Consider the following 22,289-nt stretch of genomic DNA (forward strand, 5'->3'; position numbering starts at 1 on the left):
CCCCGATGAGGCAGTATGCTTGCCTTCTGTTCAGCACTTTCCGGAGTTCGTCGGCATGACGTACACCTGCATCACCATGGCCTCCCCGGTGGGCGAGCTGAAGCTGGTCGCGAACGGTTCGAGACTGGCGGCCATCCTCTGGGAAAACGACAAACCGAATCGAGTGCGGCTCGGCCCGATGAGCGAAGCCCCGGACCATCCGGTCCTGATTCGCGCCCGACAGCAACTGTCGGAATACTTCGCGGGCACTCGCAATCGATTCGACCTGGACCTGGATTTCACCGGGACGGAATTTCAGAAGAAGGTGTGGCAGGCGCTGCTGACCATCCCCTTCGGCGAGACACGCAGCTACCGCCAGATCGCCGAGCAGATCGGCAGCCCGGGCGCAGTGCGGGCGGTGGGTGCGGCGAATGGCCGGAACCCGATCTCGATTGTTGCGCCGTGCCATCGGGTGATTGGGGCGTCGGGGAAATTGACCGGGTTCGCCGGTGGGCTTGAGGCGAAGGCGTTGTTGTTGACGCTTGAAGGTGGGCTGCGTGGCGAAACCGGACGTCTGGAAGGTTTTTGAGGTGTGCAGAAGCAGCCAGGTCGACGCTCGCGATAGTTGTTAACGATGGTGCGGGAAGACTGAGGGACCGTGGCGGTCTCGGGTTTTTCGCGAGCCTGCTCGCTCCTACAGGGAGTGCGTTGCCCTGGCAGCGGTCAGGCGAAGATGTTTTTCATCGCCGCATACTGCAACAGCATGATGGTCTTCGCATCGCAGATCTCACCGAGGTAGAACGCTTGCAGCGCGTCATCGAACGACCACTCCAGCACGTCCAGCTCTTCGGTCTCTTCTTCCAGCCCGCCCCCATCGCTGACTTTCGATGAAGCGTCGTATTCGGCGATGAAAAAATGCAGCTTCTCTGTCACCGATCCGGGGCTCATGTAGGCCTCGAACACCTTCTGCACGTGGTGCACGCGATAACCGGTTTCTTCCTCCGCTTCATCGCGGATACGCGCTTCCGGCGCGGCGCCTTCGAGCAGGCCCGCCGCCACCTCGATCAGCAACCCGTCGTGACCGTTGACGAACACCGGCAAACGGAACTGACGCGTCAGCACGACGGTTTTCTTTTCCCGATTGAACAACAGAATCGCCGCGCCATTGCCCCGGTCGTAAACTTCGCGGGTCTGGCGCTGCCACTCACCGTTGTTGCGCAGGTAATCGAAGGTGATCTTCTTCAGCAGGTACCAGTCGTGGGACAACACCTGGGACTCAATGATGTTGACCCGTTCGGCTGTGTTCGGCATGACAAGGCGTCCTAATAGCGTCAGAGGACGCCCATGGTAGACGGAAAAACGTTTTAGGAAAGCTGCGCCTTGTATTCCTTCTCATACTGCCCGGCGAGCGTTTCTTTCTGCTTGTCGTCGAGCAGCTTGCCGGCCATCTGGAAGAACTTCTGCTCTTCCTCTTTCAGATGGTGGTGGACCTTCTCGGACAGCTTCTTGGCGGTCGCCAGCCACGCCGGGCTGGACATCTCGGTCTCGTCGAGTTCTTCCATCATTTCGTCCATCTCGTGATGCTCGGAAATCGCATGGCGGCTGAGGTCGACGCCATTGTCGAATTCCATCAAGGGAATGTAGAAGTGCCGCTCTTCCGCGGTTTCATGCGCCTGAAGCTCGGACTTCAACCGCTTGTACGCCTCGACCCGCTCCGGGGTGTCGCCGCTGGTCTTGATCAATGCATCGGCGTAGGTGCGCTGGCGGTCATGGCTTTCGCGCAAAGCTTCAAAAATGTTCACTACTGGCAATCCTCATCGGCCGCGTTCTGGAATGACGCTGTAAAGGCTAGACATCTGCGCGCTGGCGACGGTTCCTCAGCCAGACAGGGATAGAACAATCGTCGCGACCCGGATACGCTCGTCCCTCACCGCCATAAGGATGTAGCTGATGACTTTGAGCATTGAACGGTCGCAAAACCCGACCCTGGAAGAACGCGAGGCGATCCTCGCACCACTGCGGGCTCATAACGTGGCGCAAGCGGGGGACGGCAAGTCAGAGCTGCTGGCCCTGCTGGTGCGCGATGACCAGGGCGCGGTCCTCGGCGGGTTGTATGGCCGGTTTTTCTATCAATGGTTGTTCATCGAATTGCTCTCGGTGCCGGAACACGCCCGGGGTCAAGGCATGGGCTCGAAGCTGATGGGGATGGCCGAGGAGCTGGCGCGAGAGAAGGAATGCGTGGGGATCTGGCTGGACACCTTCGATTTTCAGGCGCCGGCGTTTTACCAGAAGCTTGGTTATAGCGAGTTGGGGCAAATCGTTGATTATCCGCCGGGGCATCGGCGCCACTTCTTCCAGAAGCGCCTCGACAACGCATGACCCTGTAGGAGTGAGCTTACTCGCGATGGACGTCCAGGCACCGCGTTCATCCCGACAGCAAGCGATATCGTTATCGCCCATCGCGAGCAAGCTCGCTCCTACAGGAGGTTTAGAGGCAAGTTGCCAATGCCGCCAACCGGCGCTTGGCCACGAAATCGTCATGCTGCGCGTAGTAGCTCAACGCCGTGCCCGACGCATCCGCTGTAATGTCCACGAAGGACTCCGCCGAGCGCGTGTAAACGGTGGACCCGCCCTTCTTGCCCGGCTGCAGATACGCCCCCGCATCGACGCCGAACACGGCTTCGTCCTGCCAGGCGAACTGCACGCACTGGGCGACGACTTTTTCCGGCTTGTCCGAAGTCAGGGTTTTGTACGGGGTGCCGGTACGGGCGTCGTTCATGGCCGAACCCGCGCATCCCGCCAGCAACGTTGCGGCCAGGGCCACCATCAGAATTCGCATTGCATGTGCTCATCAAGAAAAAAGCGGACTGTATCACTGTGAGCGTTCTGCTTTACTTCATTTATACCGCGACACCGCGCAACGATTCGCGCACGCTGTCGCGCCACACGCCGTATCGGCCTTATTTCAGGCCCTTTTTTCTGGAACATCCATGACACCCAACGCCGAGTTCTACAAACCCACCGCCGAATATGCCGACAAGCTGATCAGCCAGATCGGTCAGACGCCGTCCTGGATCGCCAAGCGAATCGGCGTCACCGACAAGCGGATTCGTTACATCCTCGACGGCGAACGCACCGTCAAGGGCGAAACCACACCGATCCAGATGACCTACCCCGAGCAGTGGGCGCTGGAATGCCTGGCCGCAGCGGCCAAGGCCAGCAAGAAGCAGTCTTCGCAATCCATTCTCAAGGAGTGACCATGGCGGCAAGCGAACAGCAACACGAACAGGCGCTGAACAGGTTTCTCGATGAGCGCCCGCAATTGCGCCACGAACTCGACAACCTCAACCCGCTGCTGGCCCAGGCCAAGGGTGAGACAGCGGCGCAGTTCCGCGACGAACGTTTGCATGAAGCGTTCGAAGCCGAGGCGGAACGCCTGGGATTGTTTGCCTGGGAACTGACCCTGCAACTGACTGCGGCAACGCCTGAAGACTACGAAACTCAACGCCTGGAGGTGCACCGGGAAGTGGCCGAAATGGCGGGGATGGACTGGCTGGAGTATTGCGAGTTATATGGATTGACTCCCTAACCATCGCCGCTCAAGGATCCTGCCGCCGATGCTGCCGTCATCGTTCACGCCCCGCGCCAGTCCGGGGCATTTGCATACCCAAAAATGGCGCGGGCGCATCGGCATGTCGCTGGTGGCCGCGCTGTCGGTGCTCGCCGGCATGACCGACGCCATCGGCTTCATGGCCAGCGGCGACTTCGTTTCGTTCATGAGCGGCAACACCACCCGCCTCGCCGTGGCGATCAGCGACGGCGACCTGGGCCTGACCTTGCGCCTGCTGCTGCTCGTGGCGACGTTCATCCTCGGCAATGCCTTGGGCATCGTCGTCAGCCGTGTCGGCGGGCGGCGGGCGTTGCCGTTGCTGCTGTGCATCGCCATGTTGCTGTGTGCGGCGGCGGCCTGGCCTTATGACGAACAACTGCCGGCGCTGCTGGCGGCGATCATCGCCATGGGCATGCTCAATGCCGCCGTCGAAGAAGTGAACGGCTTGCCGGTCGGCCTGACCTACGTCACCGGCGCCCTGTCGCGCTTCGGCCGCGGGCTGGGACGCTGGATGCTGGGCGAGCGGCGCAATGGCTGGCGGGTGCAATTGATCCCCTGGACCGGAATGTTCGCCGGCGCGGTGCTGGGTGCGGTGCTGGAACATCATCTGGGGCTCAAGGCGTTGTTTGTCAGCGGGTTGCTGGCGGGGGCGTTGGGGGTGCTGTCGTTGAAGATTCCGCGGCGGTGGCAATTGGGGTATATGCCGCGATGAGTGGTTTGGCACATTCATTCTGATGTTGCCTGGCCGGCCGCTTTCGCGAGCAAGCCCGCTCCCACAATGGGCGGGTGTCGTGCAAGACAGTTGAATCCAGCCCAAAACCTTGTGGGAGCGGGCTTGCTCGCGAAGGCGGCCCCTCGGTCCCGAACAAAACCCACTTCGCCGCCCCACCGATAAAGCTTTATCATGGCCGCAGTTTCGCTGATCGAGTCCGTCATGAAGTTCGCCATCGCGCTGTTTTCCGCCGCCCATGCGCCCTCCTCGCGCCGCGCCTTGCTGTTCGCCCAGGCCGCGCTGGCCGGCGGACATGAGATTGTCCGGTTGTTTTTCTACCAGGACGGCGTCTACAACGCCTCCGCCAGTGTGGTCACGCCTCAGGATGAACAGGACCTGCCCAGGCAATGGCGCACGTTCGTCACCGAGCATCAACTGGACGGCGTGGTCTGCATTGCCGCGGCCCTGCGCCGTGGCGTGCTGAACGAAGAAGAAGCCGGGCGTTATCAGCGCGAAGCCGTTGCCGTCGGCGCGCCGTGGGAATTGTCCGGCCTCGGCCAGTTACACGATGCGGTGCAGGACGCTGATCGGCTGATCTGTTTTGGAGGCGCGTGACATGGCGAAATCACTGCTGATTATCAGCCGCCAGGCGCCGTGGTCCGGGCCGAGCGCGCGGGAAGCGCTGGACATCGTCCTCGCCGGCGGCGCGTTCGACCTGCCAATCGGCCTGCTGTTTCTCGATGACGGAGTGTTTCAGCTTGCAGCGAAACAGGACGCCAAGGCCCTGCAACAGAAAGACCTGAGCGCCAACCTGCAGGCCTTGCCGATGTTCGGCGTCGAAGACCTGTTCGTCTGTGGTGACAGCGCCGCTGTACGTGGTCTCGACCCCAACGGCTTGTCGCTGGAAGAAGCCCAAGTGCTGGCAGCCGACGAAATTACCGCACTCATTGACCGTTACGACCAGGTGATCACCCTCTGATGTCGACTTTGCATGTGTTGTCTCATTCCCCGTTCAGTGACGACCGCCTGACCAGTTGCCTGCGCGTAATCGGCGCGAACGATGCGCTGCTGCTCACCGGCGACGCGGTCTACGCGTTGCAAAAAGGCACCGCGCCCTTCGAGGCGCTGAACGCCCGCGCTCCAAAGCTGTTCGTGCTCGCCGAAGACGCCCAGGCACGCGCGCTGCCGGTGCCTGACACGGCCAAGGCCATCGATTACCCCGCCTTCGTCGAACTGTCGGTCCACTACGACAAGGTCAACAGTTGGTTATGAACGCACTAAGGGTTGGCGCCCGCGCCATCGAACTGGACAAGGACGGGTTCCTGATCGAGCTGAGCGACTGGTCCGCCGAGGTCGCCAGCGCCCTCGCCGCCGCCGAAGACATCGAGTTGAGCCCCGAACACTGGGAGATCCTCGACCTGCTGCGCAGCTTCTACGCCGAGTTCCAGCTGTCCCCGGCCACCCGCCCTCTGATCAAATACACCGCGTTGAAGCTCGGCGCGGAAAAAGGCAACAGCCTGCACCTGAACCGACTGTTCAAAGGCACCCCTGCCAAACTCGCCGCGAAACTGGCGGGCCTGCCCAAACCGACGAACTGCTTATGACCGACTACCCAGCGCTGACCCTCGAAACGCCCGCCGAACATCCGTTCGCCCAATTCGTGCGGATCCTCGGCAAAGGCAAGCGCGGCGCCCGTGACCTGACCCGCGCTGAAGCCCGGGAGGCCATGGGCATGGTCCTCGACGATAAGGTCGAGGACACCCAGTTGGGCGCGTTCCTGATGCTGTTGCGCCACAAGGAAGAAAGCGCCGAGGAAATGGCCGGGTTCACCGAAGCCTTACGGGAACGCTTGCAGGCGCCGACGTTGCAGGTTGATCTGGACTGGCCGACCTATGCCGGCAAGAAGCGCCATCTGCCGTGGTATCTGCTGGCGGCGAAGTGCCTGGCGCAGAACGGCGTGCGGATCTTCATGCACGGCGCCGGCGCGCACACGGCCGGTCGGCTGTACAGCGAGCAACTGCTGGATGAGTTGAAGATCCCGTTGTGCCGCAACTGGCAGCAGGTAAGTGATGCCCTGCAAAGCGGTGGCCTGGCCTTCATGCCGCTGGTGGATTGGGCGCCGCAACTCCAGCGCATGATCGATCTGCGCAACACCTTGGGCCTGCGCTCGCCGATTCATTCCCTGACACGAATTCTCAATCCACTGGGCGCTCGCTGCGGCTTGCAGAGCATCTTCCACCCCGGTTATCAGGCCGTGCACCGCGATGCCAGCCGCTTGCTCGGCGATACCGCAATCGTGGTCAAGGGCGACGGTGGCGAGATCGAAATCAACCCGGACGCCAACAGCCACCTGTACGGAACCACCGGCGGCGACAGCTGGGACGAAGAATGGCCGCAGTTGTCCGCGCAACGCCACGTCAAACCGGCTTCGCTCGATCCTGAACAATTGAAAGCCGTCTGGCGCGGCGATGTGGTCGACAGCTATCCGCAAATGGCCCTGATCGCGACCATGGCCCTCGCCCTGCGCGGCCTCGGCCAAACCCGCGAGCAAGCCTTCGAAACCGCCCAGGCGTATTGGGACGCGCGGGACAGATCGATATAACCGATCATAAGCGCCCAACCTTTGCGCTATTTTGTCGAACCTATCCGAATAGACTCCGCTCCAACGCTTATCGGTTGAGGAGTCTTGAACATGGGTTTGTTAGTTGAAGGTCGCTGGCATGACCAGTGGTATGAAAGCAGCAAGGACGGTGCGTTCCAGCGCGAGCAGGCGCAGCGTCGAAACTGGCTGACCGCCGACGGCAAGCCCGGCCCGACGGGCGTGGGTGGCTTCGCGGCCGAAGCGGGTCGCTATCACCTCTACGTGTCCCTCGCTTGCCCGTGGGCCCATCGCACGCTGATCCTGCGCAAACTCAAGGGCCTGGACAACCTCATCGACGTCTCGGTGGTCAGTTGGCTGATGCTGAAAGATGGCTGGACCTTCGATCAGAAGCTGGGCTCGACCGGCGACAAGCTCGATCACTTCGACTTCATGCACCAGCGCTACACCGCCGATACCGCCGATTACACCGGGCGTGTCACCGTGCCAGTGCTGTGGGACAAGCCGCAGGAGCGCATCGTCAACAACGAATCGGCGGAGATCATCCGCATGTTCAACAGCGCCTTCGATGACTTGACCGGCAATGACCTGGACTTTTACCCCGAGCCGTTGCGGGCCGAAATTGATGCGCTGAACGAGCGGATTTATCCGGCGGTAAACAACGGCGTATACCGCGCCGGGTTTGCCACATCGCAAAAGGCTTATGAAGAAGCCTTTGATGATGTATTTGCCGAGCTGGACCGACTGGAAGCCTTGTTAGGCGCCAATCGCTACCTGGTGGGCGAATACCTGACTGAAGCGGACATTCGGCTGTTCACCACACTGATTCGCTTTGACGCGGTGTATCACGGGCACTTCAAGTGCAACCTGCGGCGGATTACCGATTATCCGAACCTGTCGAACTGGTTACGCGAGCTCTATCAGTGGCCGGGGATTGCCGAGACCGTGAGTTTTGAGCACATCAAGAATCATTATTACGGCAGCCACAAGACCATCAACCCGACGGGCATCGTGCCGAAGGGACCGGCGCAGGATTTCAACGCGCCGCATGATCGGGCGCGGTTGAACGGGAAAGGGGTTTGGCGCAAAGGTTAAGATTTCTACCGTTTTTTAGGGCCCCTTTGCGAGCAAGCCCGCTCCCACATTCGACCGCGTGCTCACAAGGGAATACGGCTAAATGTGGGAGCGGGCTTGCTCGCGAAGGGGGCGACGCTGTCTTAAACCTGCGCCTGAGCCCCCTCAAACCACGCCAGCTTCTCGCGCAACTGCACCACTTCCCCGACGATCACCAGCGTCGGCGCATGCACTTCATGCTCCGCCACCAACCGTGGAAGATCGGCCAGCGTGCCGGTAAACACCCGCTGATTGACCGTGGTGCCCTGCTGGATCAGCGCCGCCGGGGTGTCCGCCCCGCGACCATGCTTGATCAACTGCTCGCAGATGATCGGCAAGCCCACCAGCCCCATGTAGAACACCAGGGTTTGCGCCGGCGCGACCAGGTCGGCCCACGGCAGATCGGTGGAGCCGTCCTTCAAGTGTCCGGTAACAAAACGCACCGACTGCGCGTAGTCGCGGTGGGTCAGCGGAATCCCGGCATACGCTGCACAACCGCTGGCCGCCGTAATGCCCGGCACGACCTGGAACGGAATGCCATGGGCCGCCAGCTCCTCGATCTCTTCACCGCCACGACCGAAGATGAACGGATCACCGCCCTTCAACCGCACCACACGCTTGCCCTGCTTCGCCAGATCGACCAATTGCTGGTTGATCTGATCCTGCGGCACGGCGTGATCGGCGCGACGCTTGCCCACATAAACCCGCTCGGCATCGCGGCGGCACAACTCGAGAATCGCCGGCGCCACCAGTCGGTCATACAGCACCACGTCGGCTTGCTGCATCAGACGCAGGGCGCGGAAGGTCAGCAGGTCGGGATCACCCGGCCCGGCGCCCACCAGATACACCTCGCCTGTCGCCATCGGCGCTTCGCCATCGATTTTCGCTTGCAACAAACGCTCGGCTTCGGCGCCCTGCCCGGCCAGTTGGCGGTCGGCAATCGGCCCCTGGAACACCTCTTCCCAGAACGCCCGGCGCTGCTGCACATCCGGAAACAAACCTTTGACCTGGCTGCGAAAACGCGCCGCCAGGCCGGCCAGTTGACCATAGGTGGACGGAATCCAGGTTTCCAGTTTGGCGCGGATCAACCGCGCCAGCACCGGCGCATCGCCACCGCTGGAGACCGCGATGATCAGCGGCGAACGGTCGACGATCGCCGGAAAAATCACGCTGCACAGCGCAGGCGCATCCACCACGTTGACGGGCACGCAACGCCGATGGGCGTCGGCGGACACCTGCGCGTTCAGAGGTTCGTCGTCGGTGGCGGCAATGATCAGCCCGCAACCGTCCAGGTCCGCCTCAACGTAACCACGCAACAGGCACTCGCCGCCGCTGCCGTTCACCAGCTCGCGCAGCTGCGGTTCGATTTCAGGAGCAACCACCCGCAGCTGCGCACCGGCATCGGCCAGCAGGCGGGATTTGCGCAAGGCAATCTCCCCCCCACCGACGACCAACACACGACTGCCGCGCAGGTTGTGAAACAGCGGCAGATAGTTCATTTAGCCGATGACCTCAAGGCCACCCATGTACGGCTTCAGCACTTCCGGCACACGGATCGAACCGTCGGCCTGCTGATAGTTTTCCAGCACGGCCACCAGGGTACGACCCACCGCCAGACCGGAACCGTTCAGGGTGTGAACCAGTTCAGGCTTGCCGGTTTCCGGGTTGCGGAAACGCGCTTGCATGCGGCGGGCCTGGAAGTCGCCGCAGTTGGAGCACGACGAGATCTCGCGGTACTTGTCCTGGCTCGGAATCCACACTTCCAGGTCGTAGGTCTTGACTGCGCTGAAGCCCATGTCGCCGGTGCACAGCGCCAGGGTGCGGTAAGGCAGCTCCAGCAGTTGCAAGACCTTTTCAGCGTTGGCGGTCAGGCCTTCCAGTGCGTCCATCGAGGTCGATGGCTCAACGATCTGGACCATCTCGACCTTGTCGAACTGGTGCTGGCGGATCATGCCGCGGGTATCGCGACCCGACGCGCCGGCTTCACTGCGGAAGCACGGGGTGTGGGCGACGAACTTGATCGGCAGCAGTTTCGAATCGACGATTTCGCCGGCGACGATGTTGGTCAGCGACACTTCGGCGGTCGGGATCAGGTACAGATCGGCCTCGCCTTCCCGGGCGATCTTGAACAGGTCTTCTTCAAATTTCGGCAACTGCCCGGTGCCTTGCAGCGCCGGTGCCTGGACCAGATAAGGCGTGTACGCCTCTTCGTAGCCGTGCTCGGTGACGTGCAGGTTGATCATGAACTGCGCGAGGGCGCGGTGCAGGCGGGCGATCGGCCCACGCAACAGGGCAAAACGGGCGCCGGAGAGCTTGGCGGCGGTTTCGAAATCCAGCCAGCCGAACTTCTCGCCCAGGGCCACGTGGTCCTGAACCGGGAAATCGAACGCAGTCGGCGTGCCCCAGCGACGCACTTCAACGTTGCCGTCTTCGTCAGCGCCAATCGGCACCGACTCGTGCGGCAGGTTGGGGATACCCAGCAGGATCGAATCCAGATCGGTCTGGATCGCGTCCAGCTCGACTTTACCGGCGCTCAGTTCATTCGCCATGCGCTCGACGTCCGCCATCAACGGCGCGATGTCTTCGCCGCGCTGCTTGGCCTGACCGATGGATTTGGAGCGTGCATTACGTTCAGCCTGCAGTGCTTCGGTGCGGGTCTGTACGGTCTTGCGCTGTTCTTCCAGCGCTTCGATGCGCGCAACATCCAGCGTGTAGCCACGGGATGCCAGGCGGTCCGCTACGTCCTGAAGGTTGCTACGTAACAGTTTGGAATCGAGCATGTCGGTCTCTCGTTATCAAAGTTTGGTCAAGGACAGGCCAGCCCAGGTGGCGAGCAGCCCGCCGAATACGCTGATGGCAGCATAGCCCAGGGCCAGCGGCACTTGCCCGCTTTCCAGCAGGCGCACCGTATCCAGTGAAAAGGATGAAAAAGTCGTCAGCCCCCCGAGGAAGCCGACCATCAACCCGGCACGCACCTCGATCGGTACTTCCGGGCGTATCAAAAACAGACCGTATAGAACGCCGATCAGCAAACAGCCGACGATATTAACGGCCAGCGTCGCGGTATAGAAGTGCCGCGGCCAATTAGCGTTGACCCAGTTGCCGGTGGCAAAGCGCAACAGCGTGCCGGCGATCCCGCCGACGGAGACCGCAACGATCAATGGAAGCACTATTTTCTCCGCTGCCGGGGGCTGAGACGGTCAAGTTGCGCGAGGTGATTGAGCTTCTCGCCGATCTTCAGCTCCAGGCCACGGGGCACCGGCTGGTAGAACGGCTGCGGCTCAAGCTCTTCGGGGAAGTAGTCTTCGCCGGCGGCGTAGGCGTCCGGCTCATCGTGGGCATATCGGTATTCGTCGCCGTAACCGAGCTGCTTCATCAGCTTGGTCGGCGCGTTGCGCAGGTGCAGCGGCACTTCCAGCGAACCGTGTTCGGTGGCGCTGCGCATCGCAGCCTTGAAGCCCATGTACACCGCGTTGCTTTTCGGCGCGCAGGCCAGGTAGGTGATGGCCTGGGCCACCGCCAACTCGCCTTCCGGGCTGCCGAGGCGCTCCTGCACTTCCCACGCCGCGAGGCACAGGCTCAGTGCGCGCGGGTCGGCGTTGCCGATGTCTTCGCTGGCCATGCGCACCACGCGCCGGGCCAGGTACAGCGGATCGCAACCGCCGTCGATCATCCGCGCGAACCAGTACAACGCGCCGTCGGGGTTGGAGCCGCGCACCGATTTATGCAGCGCGGAAATCTGGTCGTAGAACGCTTCGCCACCCTTGTCGAAACGACGACGGGTGTCGCCGAGCAGGCTTTGCAGCAGGTCGACGCCGATCTCGCTGTTGTCTTCGGCAAGGTCCGAGGCGTTTTCCAGCAGGTTGAGCAGACGCCGGCCGTCACCATCGGCGGCGGACAACAGCATCTGGAAACCTTCATCGCTGAGGGTCAGCTGCCGCTTACCCAAGCCACGCTCTTCGGTCAGGGCGCGGTGCACCAATTTGCGCAGGGCCGCTTCGTCGAGGCTTTTCAGCACGTAGACGCGGGCCCGGGAAAGCAAGGCGTTGTTGAGTTCGAACGAGGGGTTTTCGGTGGTCGCGCCGATGAAAATCAGCGTGCCGTCTTCCACATAGGGCAGGAACGCATCCTGCTGCGATTTGTTGAAACGGTGCACTTCATCGACGAACAGAATGGTGCGCTTGCCATACTGCCCGGCCTGTTGTTTGGCGATTTCCACCGCCTGGCGAATTTCCTTCACCCCGGCCAGCACCGCCGAAACCGTTTCGAAGTGCGCATCCGAGACTTCCGCGAGCAACCGCGCCAGGGTGGTTTTGCCCACGCCCGGCGGGCCCCAGAAAATCATCGAATGCAAGGCACCCTGCTCCAGCGCCTCGCGCAAAGGCTTGCCGCGAGCGAGCAGATGTTCCTGACCGACATACTCGTCCAGATTGGTTGCACGCAAGCGGGCGGCCAAGGGTTGAGCGATCGGGGCGCTGCGAAACAGGTCCATCACTACGTCTGAAACCTCACTGTGAACACCCCCCTGTAGGAGCGAGCTTGCTCGCGATGAACGCCAACGATAACGCTGGCAGCCTGACACCCAGCGGTGTCATTGAGTTCATCGCGAGCAAGCTCGCTCCTACAGGGTTTGGCGTTTTATTCCTGGATCACGTCCGCCCCTTTAGGGATGTCGAACTTGAACTTGGACGCCGGGATCGGCTCGTTGGCCTTCACACCGGTAAACAGAATGTTGGTGCGCTGGCCGACACTGTCGATCAGTTGCATGTCGTTGACCAGGCCATTGCGGAACGACAGGCGCAGGCTGTCGAACAGGGTGTCCTTGGTCTTCGGCTTCAAGGTGAAGTCGATCACGCCGCCGGCTTCCTTGGCACTGATGGCGAAGCTCTGGCTGATCTTGGAGACGTCGCCGGACAGCAGCAATGCCGGGGTCTGGCTCAGGCGCAGGTCGAGGGTCTTGATGGTGGCCTGTTCCAGGTCCGGGTCCCACAGCGTGACTCTCTTGCCGTCGGAGACCACGACCTGCTCGGCCGGTGCGTCGGTGTGCCAGTAGAACAGGCCCGGACGCTGCAGGGACATTTCACCGGCGGTTTCCTGCAACTGAGTACCGCTGCCATCGAGGGTCAGCTGGGAGAAACGCGCGGTCAGGGTCTGGGATTTTTCCAGGAGTTGGGTCAGACGCGCCACGTCCTTGTCATCGGCGTGGGCCGAGAGCGTGGTCAAAGCCAGTACCGGCAGCAACAGCATGCGGATAAGACGCATGGGAGTCCTCTTAACATTCATGGGAATTCGGGTGACGCGCCAGGCGCCACCCTTCAAACAAATCAGTCGCGTACCGGGCCAGGCGCCAGGACTTCACGCGAACCATTGGTATTCATGGACGTCACGACCCCGGCCATTTCCATGGCCTCGATCATGCGCGCGGCGCGGTTGTAGCCGATTTTCAGCTTGCGCTGGACCGCGGAGATGGACGCGCGACGGCTTTCCAGTACGAACTGCACCGCTTCGTCGTAGAGCGCATCAGCTTCGGGATCGTCGCCGTCGCCACCGCCACTGCTGCCTTCAAAGCCACTGCCCGCCTCTTCGACACCGTTGAGGATGTCGTCGTTATACTCCGGCGCGCCGCGAAGTTTCCACGCCTCGACGACCCGGTGCACCTCGTCGTCGGAGACGAACGCGCCATGGACGCGGATCGGCAGGCTGGTGCCCGGCGGCATGTAGAGCATGTCACCGTGGCCCAGCAGTTGCTCGGCGCCGCCCTGGTCGATGATGGTCCGCGAGTCGATCTTGCTCGATACCTGGAACGCCATGCGCGTCGGGATGTTCGCCTTGATCAGGCCGGTGATCACGTCCACCGACGGACGCTGGGTCGCAAGGATCAAGTGAATACCCGCAGCACGGGCCTTCTGGGCGATACGGGCGATCAGCTCCTCCACCTTCTTGCCGACGATCATCATCATGTCGGCAAATTCGTCGACGACCACGACAATGGTCGGCAGCTTGGTCAGCAGCGGCGCTTCGTCGTGAATGCTTTCGCGTTTGTACAGCGGATCGCTCAGCGGTGTGCCGGCGTCCTGGGCTTCCTTGACCTTGGCGTTGAAGCCGGACAGGTTGCGCACGCCCATCTTCGCCATCAGCTTGTAGCGACGCTCCATCTCCGCCACGCTCCAGCGCAGGGCGTTGGCCGCGTCCTTCATGTCGGTGACGACCGGGCACAGCAGGTGCGGGATGCCTTCGTAGATCGACAGTTCAAGCATCTTCGGGTCGATCATGATCAGCTTGGCGTCTTCCGGGCCGGACTTGAACAGGATCGACAGGATCATCGCGTTCACACCGACCGACTTACCGGAACCGGTCGTACCGGCCACCAGCAGGTGCGGCATTTTCGCCAGATCGGTGATGACCGGCTTGCCGCCGATGTCATGGCCCAGGGCCAAGGTGACGGGGGATTTGAAGTTGTCGTATTCCGGGGTCGACAGCACCTCGGAGAAGCGCACGATCTGCCGGTCTTCGTTAGGAATCTCGATACCGACGGTGGTCTTGCCCGGAATCACTTCCACCACCCGCACGCTGGTCACGGCCAGCGAACGCGCGAGGTCTTTCGCCAGGTTGGCGATGCGGCTGACTTTTACACCGGCGGCGGGCTGGATTTCGTAACGGGTAATCACCGGGCCTGGGTGGATCGAATCCACCGAGACTTCAACGCCGAATTCCTTGAGCTTGATTTCCAGCAAGTGGCCGACCGCAGCCAAAGATTCGGGCGAGTAATTGAGTTGTTTCTTTTCCGCGGGGTCGAGAATCGAGATCGGCGGCAAGGTGCCTTCGACGGCGCTGTCGACGAACAGCGGCGCCTGCTTCTCTTTTTCCACGCGTTTGCTCGGCGCGGCGGGTTTCGGCGGCGCGGGGGCAATCACTGGCGGCACCTGCTTCTCGCGCTCCGACATGTGCTTGCTCAGGGCCTGCTCGCGCTCGATCAGGCGTTCCTTGACCTTGGCCTGCTCGCGCTTGTCGGTGACCGTCGGCGCGACCACGTCATGCACGCGATCGTCGACTTCACGCAATTGCGCAACCAGCTGCTTGCGCTCGACCCGGGCGGCCCACCAGCGATTGGCCGCGCCCTGGAACAGTTCGAACAGGTCGAGGGTGATCTTGCCGGTGACGTCCATCACCTTGAACCACGATAGGTCGGTGAACACCGTCAGGCCGAACAGGAACAGGGCAATGAACAACAGCGTGCTGCCCTGGATATTGAGTGCGTTCTTTGCCAGGTCGCCCAGGCTTTCGCCCAACGCGCCGCCCGCGCCGGCCGGCAAACCGGTCGCAGCATGAAAATGGATATGCGCAAGTGCCGCGCCGGACAGTACCAGGAACACCAGGCCGATCAGGCGCCAGGAAAACAGCCAGCCGCTCCACTGCCACGGCTCGTGGCGTTGGCGGAAGATCTGGTAGGCCTTGATTGCCAGCAACAGCGGAAAGATATACGCGAAGTAACCCAAGACCATGAACAGGATGTCGGCGCTGTACGAGCCGGCCGGACCGCCGAAGTTCTGCACATCGTCGATCTTGCTGTTGTGGCTCCAGCCCGGATCGTCCTTGCCATAGGTCAGCAAGGCCATCATCAGGAACAGGCACAAGGCGCCAATGGCGATCAATGCACCTTCCTTGAGTCGGTAGTGCAGATGCTGGCGCCAGAGTGGAACGACGGCTGGTTTAGGTGCTGCGGTGGATTTCTTCAAAACGCTACTTTTCCTGCGCCTATGGCGCGTCCATCTGTTGAATGACTATAAAAAACTGCCCAATCCAGGCAGGTAAAAAAGTTAACAGGCGCAACTGAGACTACTTTTAACACTGCGCTCCGGGTTTTATAAACACGGCGCGTAATGCTTATTTTGTTACAAACACTGTGACGAGCACGCATTGTACGGGTTTGTTCGGTCGATGCCATGTTTGAGACGCTTGGATGCAGCATAGCCAACAACCCGCTTCATACGATCCAATTTGAGCATGCATTCTCTTTTGTGACAAAGGCTTATGAGGTGTTTTATGAGCGAATCCAAGCATAGCCGCCTGATCATTCTGGGTTCCGGCCCTGCCGGTTACAGCGCAGCGGTTTATGCCGCCCGCGCCAACCTCAAACCCGTGGTCATTACCGGCATACAGGCAGGTGGCCAGCTCACCACCACCGTCGAAGTCGACAACTGGCCCGGTGACGTCGAAGGCCTGACGGGTCCGGCGTTGATGGAACGCATGCAAAAACACGCCGAGCGCTTTGACACCGAGATCGTTTACGACCACATCCATACGGCCAAGTTGCAACAGCGCCCGCTCGAACTTACCGGCGACAGCGGTACTTACACCTGCGATGCATTGATTATTGCGACGGGCGCCTCGGCGCAATACCTGGGCCTGCCCTCGGAAGAAGCTTTCGCCGGCAAAGGCGTTTCGGCTTGCGCGACCTGTGACGGGTTCTTCTATCGCAATCAGGTAGTCGCCGTTGTCGGTGGCGGTAATGCCGCCGTAGAAGAAGCGCTGTACTTGTCGAACATCGCCAAGGAAGTACACCTGATTCACCGCCGCGACAAATTACGCTCGGAGAAAATCCTTCAGGACAAACTGTTCGAAAAGGCTGCCAACGGCAATATCCGCCTGCACTGGAACCAGCAGCTCGACGAGGTGCTGGGCGATGCCAGCGGCGTGACCGGCGCCCGTCTGCGCGACAGCCAGACCGGTGAGACCACCGAGTTGCCGCTGACCGGCGTGTTCATCGCCATCGGTCACAAACCCAATACTGATCTGTTCGTCGGCCAGCTGGAGATGCACGACGGTTATCTGCGGGTCCGAGGCGGCAGTGAAGGCAATGTCACCGCCACCGAGATCCCTGGAGTGTTCGCCGCCGGCGACGTGGCCGATCATGTTTATCGCCAGGCCGTCACCTCCGCCGGGGCCGGTTGCATGGCCGCACTGGACGCCGAAAAATACCTCGACGACATTCCGACCGTTTGACGGCAAACTTCACGGTGGGCCCACCCGCCCGCCACTGCCCTCCCCTTCTGTAAGCCCGGATGCCATGCTGACTTGGTTACAACGCAACACCCTGACCTTCCCGCCGCTGGAAAAAGCCATGCGCGATCCGAACGGACTGCTGGCTGCGGGCGGCGATCTGTCCGCCGATCGTCTGATTCAGGCTTATCGCCACGGCTGCTTCCCGTGGTTCTCGGAAGGCCAGCCGATTCTCTGGTGGTCGCCGGATCCGCGCACCGTGTTGTTTCCCGACGAACTGCACGTTTCGCGCAGCCTGAACAAATTGCTGCGCCAGCAGCGATATCAGGTGACCTTCGATCAGGATTTTGCCGCAGTGATTCGCGCGTGCGCCGCGCCCAGGGATTACGCCGACGGCACCTGGATTACCGAAGCGATGCAGGACGCCTACCTCGAACTGCACAGGCGCGGCTACGCCCATTCGGTGGAAGTCTGGGACGACGGCCTGCTGGTCGGCGGCCTGTATGGTTTGGCGATGGGGCAGCTGTTTTTCGGCGAGTCCATGTTCAGTCGCGCCGACAACGCCTCAAAATTTGGCTTTGCCACCCTGGTCCAACATCTGAAAGACTCGGGTTTCGTGCTGATCGATTGCCAGATGCCCACCGACCACTTGCACAGTCTGGGCGCTCGGGCCATTCCTCGTCGCGAGTTTGCCCGTTACCTCGCGCAGCATCTGGATCAACCCAGCGGTGCCACCTGGGTTTGCTGAGCGACTTTTGCGCGCGTGGCTTACACTTAATTCAAAGCTTATCCCGAGGGTTGATCATGACCGAGTTGGCGCGTTTGAAGTTTTATGCCACTCAGCCCCACTCTTGCAGTTATCTGCCCGAGGAGCAGGCCACGACCCTGTTTCTCGACCCTAGTCAGCCCATGGATGTGCACGTCTATGCAGACCTGTCTGAAATGGGTTTCCGTCGCAGCGGCGATCATCTGTACCGCCCTCATTGCCAGAACTGCAATGCGTGCGTGCCGGCGCGCATCCCGGTGGCGCAATTCACCCCCAACCGTCAGCAGAAACGCATCTTCAAGCGCAACGCCGACCTGCAGGTACGCCCGGCCAAGCCCAAATTCAGCGAAGAATACTTCGAGCTGTATCAGCGCTACATCGAACAGCGGCATGCCGACGGCGACATGTACCCACCGAGTCGTGACCAGTTCTCGACGTTCCTGGTGCGCGATCTGCCGTTTTCCCGTTTCTACGAATTTCGCCTCGACGGCCAACTGCTGGCTGTCGCCGTCACCGACTTGCTGCCCAACGGTCTGTCGGCGGTCTACACCTTCTACGAACCCTCTGCAGAGCGTCGCAGCCTGGGACGCTACGCGATCCTCTGGCAGATCGCCGAGGCCCAGCGGCTGCGGCTGGAGGCGGTCTACCTGGGCTACTGGATCAAAAACTGCAAAAAGATGAGCTACAAGACCCAATATCGCCCCATCGAACTGCTGATTAATCAGCGCTGGGTCATCCTGAACTAGAACCCCTTGGCTTAAACCCCATTTTTCGGGCACAATGCACGCCGCTTTTGCCTGGCGCAGTTGCACCGGGCCATTCATTGGACACCGAGGGCTTTACTGCATGTCGAAAGAAGACAGCTTCGAAATGGAAGGCACTGTCGTCGACACCCTGCCCAACACCATGTTTCGCGTGGAGTTGGAAAATGGGCACGTCGTAACCGCGCATATCTCCGGCAAGATGCGCAAGAACTACATTCGTATTCTTACCGGCGACAAAGTGCGCGTCGAGCTGACGCCCTATGACTTGAGCAAAGGGCGCATCACTTACCGCGCTCGCTAATCAAGTCAATACAAGACGCCCGGCTTTATGCCGGGCGTTTTTGTTTGTCTGCGATTTGATCGGCCAACACCGACCCACTGGGGAGTGGGCCTGCTCGCGCATGCGGTGGGCCGGCTTGCATCCGAGATGCGTGTGCCGCTGTCTTCGCGAGCAAGCCCGCTCCCACGGTGATCGGTTTACTTCTGGCAGACAGCAAAAAGGCGCCTCTCGGCGCCTTTTGCTTTGTCGCGGTTAACGTCAGGCCATTTCTGCCGTGGTTTCGAACTCGAAGGTCAGCTCGCCATCCTTCAGATCGATGTGCACCACACCACCATGGTCGGCCAGTTCGCCAAAGAGAATCTCTTCCGCCAGCGGACGCTTGATCTTGTCCTGGATCAAACGCGCCATCGGCCGGGCACCCATTGCCGAATCGTAGCCACCCGCCGCCAGCCAGCTGCGCGCCGCGTCGGTCACTTCCAGCTGTACGCGCTTGTCTTCCAGCTGCGCCTGAAGCTCGGTAAGGAACTTGTCCACCACGCTTTTGATGACCTCATGACTGAGGCGACCAAACTGGATAATGGTGTCCAGACGGTTGCGGAACTCCGGCGTGAAGCTCTTCTTGATCACTTCCATCGCATCGGACGAATGGTCCTGATGGGTGAAACCGATCGAAGCACGCGCTGCCGTTTCGGCACCGGCGTTGGTCGTCATGATGACGATCACGTTACGGAAGTCCGCCTTGCGCCCGTTGTTATCGGTCAACGTACCGTGGTCCATGACCTGCAGCAGCAGGTTGAAGACTTCCGGATGCGCCTTCTCGATTTCATCGAGCAACAGCACGCAGTGAGGCTGCTTGGTGATGGCTTCGGTCAGCAGGCCGCCCTGATCGAACCCGACATAGCCCGGAGGCGCACCGATCAGACGCGATACGGTGTGGCGCTCCATGTACTCGGACATGTCGAAGCGAACCAGCTCGATACCCAGCGCCTTGGCCAGCTGACGAGCCGCTTCGGTCTTACCGACACCGGTCGGCCCTGCGAACAGGAACGAACCGACTGGCTTGTCAGGCGACTTCAGGCCGGCACGGGACAGTTTGATCGCGGTCGACAGCGAGTCGATCGCGGCATCCTGGCCAAATACCGTCAGCTTCAGGTCACGCTCAAGGTTACGCAGCAACTCTTTGTCGGAGCTGGTGACGTGCTTTGGCGGAATCCGCGCAATTTTCGCAACGATGTCCTCGACTTGAGGTACTTCGATGCGTTTCACGCGCTTCTCGATCGGCTGCAGACGCTGGTAGGCGCCCGCCTCGTCGATGACGTCGATCGCCTTGTCCGGCATGTGCCGGTCATTGATGTAACGCGAGGCCAGTTCGGCAGCGGCGCGCAGGGCTTCATCACTGTATTCGATATTGTGATGGAGCTCGAAACGCCCTTTCAGGCCGCGCAGGATACCGATGGTGTCCTCGACCGAAGGCTCCGACACATCGACCTTCTGGAAGCGGCGTGCCAAGGCACGGTCCTTCTCGAAGATCCCGCGGAACTCCTGGAACGTGGTCGAACCGATGCAACGGATATCACCGGACGACAGCAGTGGCTTGAGCAGGTTCGAGGCATCCATGACGCCACCGGACGCGGCACCCGCACCGATGATGGTGTGGATCTCGTCGATGAACAGGATCGCCTGCGGGCGTTTTTTCAGTTCATTGAGCAACGCCTTGAAGCGCTTCTCGAAATCGCCGCGGTATTTGGTCCCGGCCAGCAAGGCGCCCAGATCAAGGGAATACACCACGCTGTTGGCCAGCAGGTCCGGCACCTGGTTGTCGACAATACGCTTGGCCAGACCTTCGGCAATCGCGGTCTTGCCCACGCCTGCCTCGCCCACCAGCAGCGGATTGTTTTTGCGGCGGCGCGCGAGGATCTGCGCGACACGCTCGACTTCGAGCTCACGGCCGACCAACGGATCGATACGACCCTGGCGCGCGAGTTCGTTGAGGTTGCTGGCATAAGCATCCAGAGGATTGCCTGAAGAAGAAGACTCACCGCCCTCGTCGTCCTGCATATCTTGCTCACCTTCAGAGTGATCGCCATGCCCTGGCACTTTGGAAATGCCATGCGCGATGTAATTGACGACATCGATGCGTGCAACGCTCTGCTGTTTCAGCAGGAACACTGCCTGACTTTCTTGCTCACTGAAGATCGCAACCAGCACGTTGGCGCCAGTCACTTCGCGTTTGCCCGAGCTCTGTACGTGGAAAACAGCACGCTGCAGGACACGCTGGAAGCCCAGAGTGGGTTGGGTCTCGCGATCCTCGTCATGAACGGGGATCAACGGCGTGGTGGAGTCGATGAACTCCTGCAGGTCATGCTTGAGTTTGTCGAGGTTTGCGCCGCAGGCACGCAAAACGGTGGCGGCAGCCTCATTGTCCAATAGGGCCAGCAGGAGATGTTCGACGGTCATGAACTCATGACGTTTCGAACGGGCCTCCTTGAAGGCAAGATTGAGGGTGACTTCGAGCTCGCGGTTTAACATAGCTTCACCTCATACCCAAGTGGTCGGCGATTAACCGTCCTTCTCGATTTCACAGAGTAGCGGATGCTGGCTTTCCCTGGCGTACTGGTTGACCTGCATGGCCTTGGTCTCGGCAATGTCGCGGGTAAACACTCCACATACTGCCCGTCCTTCTGTGTGAACGGCCAGCATGACCTTGGTCGCCAGCTCGCGATTCAGGTTAAAAAACACCTCGAGCACTTCGACGACGAAATCCATCGGTGTGTAGTCATCATTGAACAAAACCACCTTGTACATCGGCGGCGCCTGTAGAGCAGGCTTCGCCTCCTGAACAGCAATGCCTGCGGAATCGTCGTCGTGTTCCTCCGGATGATCTTTTTGGAGAGTCGGGCGATCCTGATTGAATGTTAGTCGAATCTGGCTGATTGCATGCATGGAAAGAAAGGTTCGTCAGTTGTGCGAATACAGTAGTGGGGACGGCTTGCAACGATTTCAACTCCGTCTGCCGGGTCACCTTGACTATCGGCAAAACGGTGTTACAACCAATAGAGCCCACAGTGGGTAAAAAAGGTCCGCGGAGTCAATCTTATTTACAGGATTCGACTGCGGATGTACTGGATGATACTCCAGTGATGGAGTCTGTTGCAGAGGGATATGAGCATGGCAGTCGGCAAGGTGAAGTGGTTCAACAATGCGAAGGGCTTCGGTTTCATTAACACCGACGCCCCGGAAGGTCGAGACGAAAAAGGTCTTCCCATCGATTTATTCACCCACTACTCGGCCATCGAGATGGACGGGTACAAAACCCTCAAAGCCGGGCAACTCGTCAGTTTCGAGATCGTTCAGGGCCCCAAGGGGCTGCATGCAGTCAAGATCAAGGCTGCGCCGACCGAGCACGAACAGCCTGTCGCTGTCATCCCGCAGGAAACCGTTTCGCACTGATGCCACCTGTCATCCA

Annotated in this window: 27 protein-coding genes; 16 read left to right on the plus strand and 11 right to left on the minus strand. The window is 60.7% G+C overall.

Translation table 11 applies throughout. The features are described from left to right. The first annotated feature begins 55 nt into the window (after positions 1 to 55). Positions 56 to 568 carry a methylated-DNA--[protein]-cysteine S-methyltransferase gene (locus tag NTD84_RS02260; protein WP_262163284.1) on the plus strand — a complete coding sequence of 171 codons (513 nt, stop codon included), beginning with the start codon at positions 56 to 58 and terminating at the stop codon, positions 566 to 568. A 134-nt stretch (positions 569 to 702) separates the two neighbouring features. Here the strand turns inward: NTD84_RS02260 and NTD84_RS02265 are convergent, their stop codons facing one another. Both NTD84_RS02265 and NTD84_RS02270 read right to left on the minus strand, forming a co-directional pair. Continuing rightward, positions 703 to 1,290, minus strand: coding sequence for an NUDIX domain-containing protein (locus tag NTD84_RS02265; RefSeq protein WP_262163230.1), 588 nt, complete (start codon positions 1,288 to 1,290; stop codon positions 703 to 705). 53 nt (positions 1,291 to 1,343) lie between these two features. Then, positions 1,344 to 1,781 (minus strand): hemerythrin domain-containing protein, encoded by a 438-nt coding sequence (locus tag NTD84_RS02270; protein ID WP_262163231.1) that lies wholly within the window; start codon positions 1,779 to 1,781, stop codon positions 1,344 to 1,346. A 148-nt stretch (positions 1,782 to 1,929) separates the two neighbouring features. Here NTD84_RS02270 and NTD84_RS02275 point away from each other — a divergent pair, with 148 nt between their 5' ends. Then, positions 1,930 to 2,358 carry a GNAT family N-acetyltransferase gene (locus NTD84_RS02275; protein WP_262163232.1) on the plus strand — a complete coding sequence of 143 codons (429 nt, stop codon included), beginning with the start codon at positions 1,930 to 1,932 and terminating at the stop codon, positions 2,356 to 2,358. A 109-nt stretch (positions 2,359 to 2,467) separates the two neighbouring features. On the opposite strand, the gene NTD84_RS02280 is transcribed toward NTD84_RS02275, so the two are convergent. After that, positions 2,468 to 2,818, minus strand: a complete 351-nt coding sequence (locus tag NTD84_RS02280; RefSeq protein WP_262163233.1) for a hypothetical protein — start codon at positions 2,816 to 2,818, stop codon at positions 2,468 to 2,470. A 151-nt stretch (positions 2,819 to 2,969) separates the two neighbouring features. On the opposite strand from NTD84_RS02280, the gene NTD84_RS02285 reads away from it, so the two are divergent. The 9 genes from NTD84_RS02285 (at position 2,970) to NTD84_RS02325 (ending at position 7,995) form a co-directional block, all read left to right on the plus strand. Beyond that, entirely contained in the window at positions 2,970 to 3,236 is a 267-nt protein-coding gene (locus NTD84_RS02285; protein ID WP_262163234.1) for a hypothetical protein, read from the plus strand. A gap of 2 nt (positions 3,237 to 3,238) precedes the next feature. Continuing rightward, on the plus strand, positions 3,239 to 3,568 hold the full coding sequence (locus NTD84_RS02290; RefSeq protein ID WP_262163236.1) for a DUF6388 family protein: 330 nt from the start codon (positions 3,239 to 3,241) through the stop codon (positions 3,566 to 3,568). Positions 3,569 to 3,596: 28 nt separating this feature from the next. After that, positions 3,597 to 4,301 (plus strand): YoaK family protein, encoded by a 705-nt coding sequence (locus NTD84_RS02295; RefSeq protein ID WP_262163237.1) that lies wholly within the window; start codon positions 3,597 to 3,599, stop codon positions 4,299 to 4,301. A gap of 222 nt (positions 4,302 to 4,523) precedes the next feature. Further along, the gene (gene tusD, locus NTD84_RS02300; protein WP_262163286.1) at positions 4,524 to 4,916 is read left to right on the plus strand and encodes a sulfurtransferase complex subunit TusD; all 393 of its coding nucleotides are present in this window, start codon (positions 4,524 to 4,526) and stop codon (positions 4,914 to 4,916) included. 1 nt (position 4,917) lies between these two features. Continuing rightward, the gene (gene tusC, locus NTD84_RS02305; RefSeq protein WP_262163238.1) at positions 4,918 to 5,280 is read left to right on the plus strand and encodes a sulfurtransferase complex subunit TusC; all 363 of its coding nucleotides are present in this window, start codon (positions 4,918 to 4,920) and stop codon (positions 5,278 to 5,280) included. Beyond that, the gene (gene tusB / locus NTD84_RS02310; RefSeq protein WP_262163239.1) at positions 5,280 to 5,573 is read left to right on the plus strand and encodes a sulfurtransferase complex subunit TusB; all 294 of its coding nucleotides are present in this window, start codon (positions 5,280 to 5,282) and stop codon (positions 5,571 to 5,573) included. The genes tusC and tusB overlap by 1 nt, the downstream gene beginning before the upstream one ends. After that, positions 5,570 to 5,905 (plus strand): TusE/DsrC/DsvC family sulfur relay protein, encoded by a 336-nt coding sequence (locus NTD84_RS02315; protein WP_262163240.1) that lies wholly within the window; start codon positions 5,570 to 5,572, stop codon positions 5,903 to 5,905. Before tusB ends, NTD84_RS02315 begins: the two co-directional genes overlap by 4 nt. Next, on the plus strand, positions 5,902 to 6,903 hold the full coding sequence (locus NTD84_RS02320) for a glycosyl transferase family protein (protein WP_262163242.1): 1,002 nt from the start codon (positions 5,902 to 5,904) through the stop codon (positions 6,901 to 6,903). Before NTD84_RS02315 ends, NTD84_RS02320 begins: the two co-directional genes overlap by 4 nt. A gap of 90 nt (positions 6,904 to 6,993) precedes the next feature. Then, complete coding sequence (locus NTD84_RS02325; RefSeq protein ID WP_262163243.1) at positions 6,994 to 7,995, plus strand: glutathione S-transferase family protein; 1,002 nt, start codon at positions 6,994 to 6,996, stop codon at positions 7,993 to 7,995. A gap of 122 nt (positions 7,996 to 8,117) precedes the next feature. Here NTD84_RS02325 and cysG read toward each other — a convergent pair whose 3' ends face one another. From cysG to NTD84_RS02355, 6 genes are all read right to left on the minus strand, one after another. After that, complete coding sequence (gene cysG, locus NTD84_RS02330) at positions 8,118 to 9,512, minus strand: siroheme synthase CysG (RefSeq protein ID WP_262163244.1); 1,395 nt, start codon at positions 9,510 to 9,512, stop codon at positions 8,118 to 8,120. Then, positions 9,513 to 10,793 carry a serine--tRNA ligase gene (gene serS, locus NTD84_RS02335; protein WP_262163246.1) on the minus strand — a complete coding sequence of 427 codons (1,281 nt, stop codon included), beginning with the start codon at positions 10,791 to 10,793 and terminating at the stop codon, positions 9,513 to 9,515. A 15-nt stretch (positions 10,794 to 10,808) separates the two neighbouring features. Further along, positions 10,809 to 11,183, minus strand: coding sequence for a fluoride efflux transporter CrcB (gene crcB / locus NTD84_RS02340; RefSeq protein WP_027614675.1), 375 nt, complete (start codon positions 11,181 to 11,183; stop codon positions 10,809 to 10,811). Continuing rightward, a complete protein-coding gene (locus tag NTD84_RS02345; protein WP_262163247.1) occupies positions 11,183 to 12,505 on the minus strand; it encodes a replication-associated recombination protein A in 1,323 nt (440 codons plus the stop codon). The genes crcB and NTD84_RS02345 overlap by 1 nt, the downstream gene beginning before the upstream one ends. A 146-nt stretch (positions 12,506 to 12,651) precedes the next feature. Next, positions 12,652 to 13,275, minus strand: a complete 624-nt coding sequence (gene lolA, locus NTD84_RS02350; protein ID WP_262163248.1) for an outer membrane lipoprotein chaperone LolA — start codon at positions 13,273 to 13,275, stop codon at positions 12,652 to 12,654. A 62-nt stretch (positions 13,276 to 13,337) separates the two neighbouring features. Further along, positions 13,338 to 15,749, minus strand: coding sequence for a DNA translocase FtsK (locus NTD84_RS02355; protein WP_262163249.1), 2,412 nt, complete (start codon positions 15,747 to 15,749; stop codon positions 13,338 to 13,340). A 307-nt stretch (positions 15,750 to 16,056) separates the two neighbouring features. On the opposite strand from NTD84_RS02355, the gene trxB reads away from it, so the two are divergent. The 4 genes from trxB to infA all read left to right on the plus strand — a co-directional run bounded on the left by trxB (position 16,057) and on the right by infA (position 18,844). Beyond that, positions 16,057 to 17,016, plus strand: a complete 960-nt coding sequence (gene trxB, locus NTD84_RS02360) for a thioredoxin-disulfide reductase (protein WP_262163251.1) — start codon at positions 16,057 to 16,059, stop codon at positions 17,014 to 17,016. A 64-nt stretch (positions 17,017 to 17,080) separates the two neighbouring features. Continuing rightward, positions 17,081 to 17,761, plus strand: coding sequence for a leucyl/phenylalanyl-tRNA--protein transferase (gene aat, locus NTD84_RS02365; RefSeq protein ID WP_262163252.1), 681 nt, complete (start codon positions 17,081 to 17,083; stop codon positions 17,759 to 17,761). Between the two features lie 56 nt (positions 17,762 to 17,817). Further along, entirely contained in the window at positions 17,818 to 18,525 is a 708-nt protein-coding gene (locus tag NTD84_RS02370; protein WP_262163253.1) for an arginyltransferase, read from the plus strand. Positions 18,526 to 18,625: 100 nt separating this feature from the next. Continuing rightward, complete coding sequence (gene infA, locus NTD84_RS02375; protein WP_002553999.1) at positions 18,626 to 18,844, plus strand: translation initiation factor IF-1; 219 nt, start codon at positions 18,626 to 18,628, stop codon at positions 18,842 to 18,844. A 237-nt stretch (positions 18,845 to 19,081) separates the two neighbouring features. On the opposite strand, the gene clpA is transcribed toward infA, so the two are convergent. Further along, complete coding sequence (gene clpA / locus NTD84_RS02380) at positions 19,082 to 21,352, minus strand: ATP-dependent Clp protease ATP-binding subunit ClpA (protein ID WP_214377208.1); 2,271 nt, start codon at positions 21,350 to 21,352, stop codon at positions 19,082 to 19,084. Positions 21,353 to 21,382: 30 nt separating this feature from the next. Beyond that, entirely contained in the window at positions 21,383 to 21,766 is a 384-nt protein-coding gene (clpS, locus tag NTD84_RS02385) for an ATP-dependent Clp protease adapter ClpS (RefSeq protein WP_034146919.1), read from the minus strand. Between the two features lie 225 nt (positions 21,767 to 21,991). Here clpS and NTD84_RS02390 point away from each other — a divergent pair, with 225 nt between their 5' ends. Next, positions 21,992 to 22,273 carry a cold shock domain-containing protein gene (locus tag NTD84_RS02390; protein WP_262163258.1) on the plus strand — a complete coding sequence of 94 codons (282 nt, stop codon included), beginning with the start codon at positions 21,992 to 21,994 and terminating at the stop codon, positions 22,271 to 22,273. The last annotated feature ends 16 nt before the right edge of the window (positions 22,274 to 22,289 follow it).

This window comes from Pseudomonas sp. 14P_8.1_Bac3 (genome assembly GCF_025466085.1).
GTDB lineage: Bacteria > Pseudomonadota > Gammaproteobacteria > Pseudomonadales > Pseudomonadaceae > Aquipseudomonas.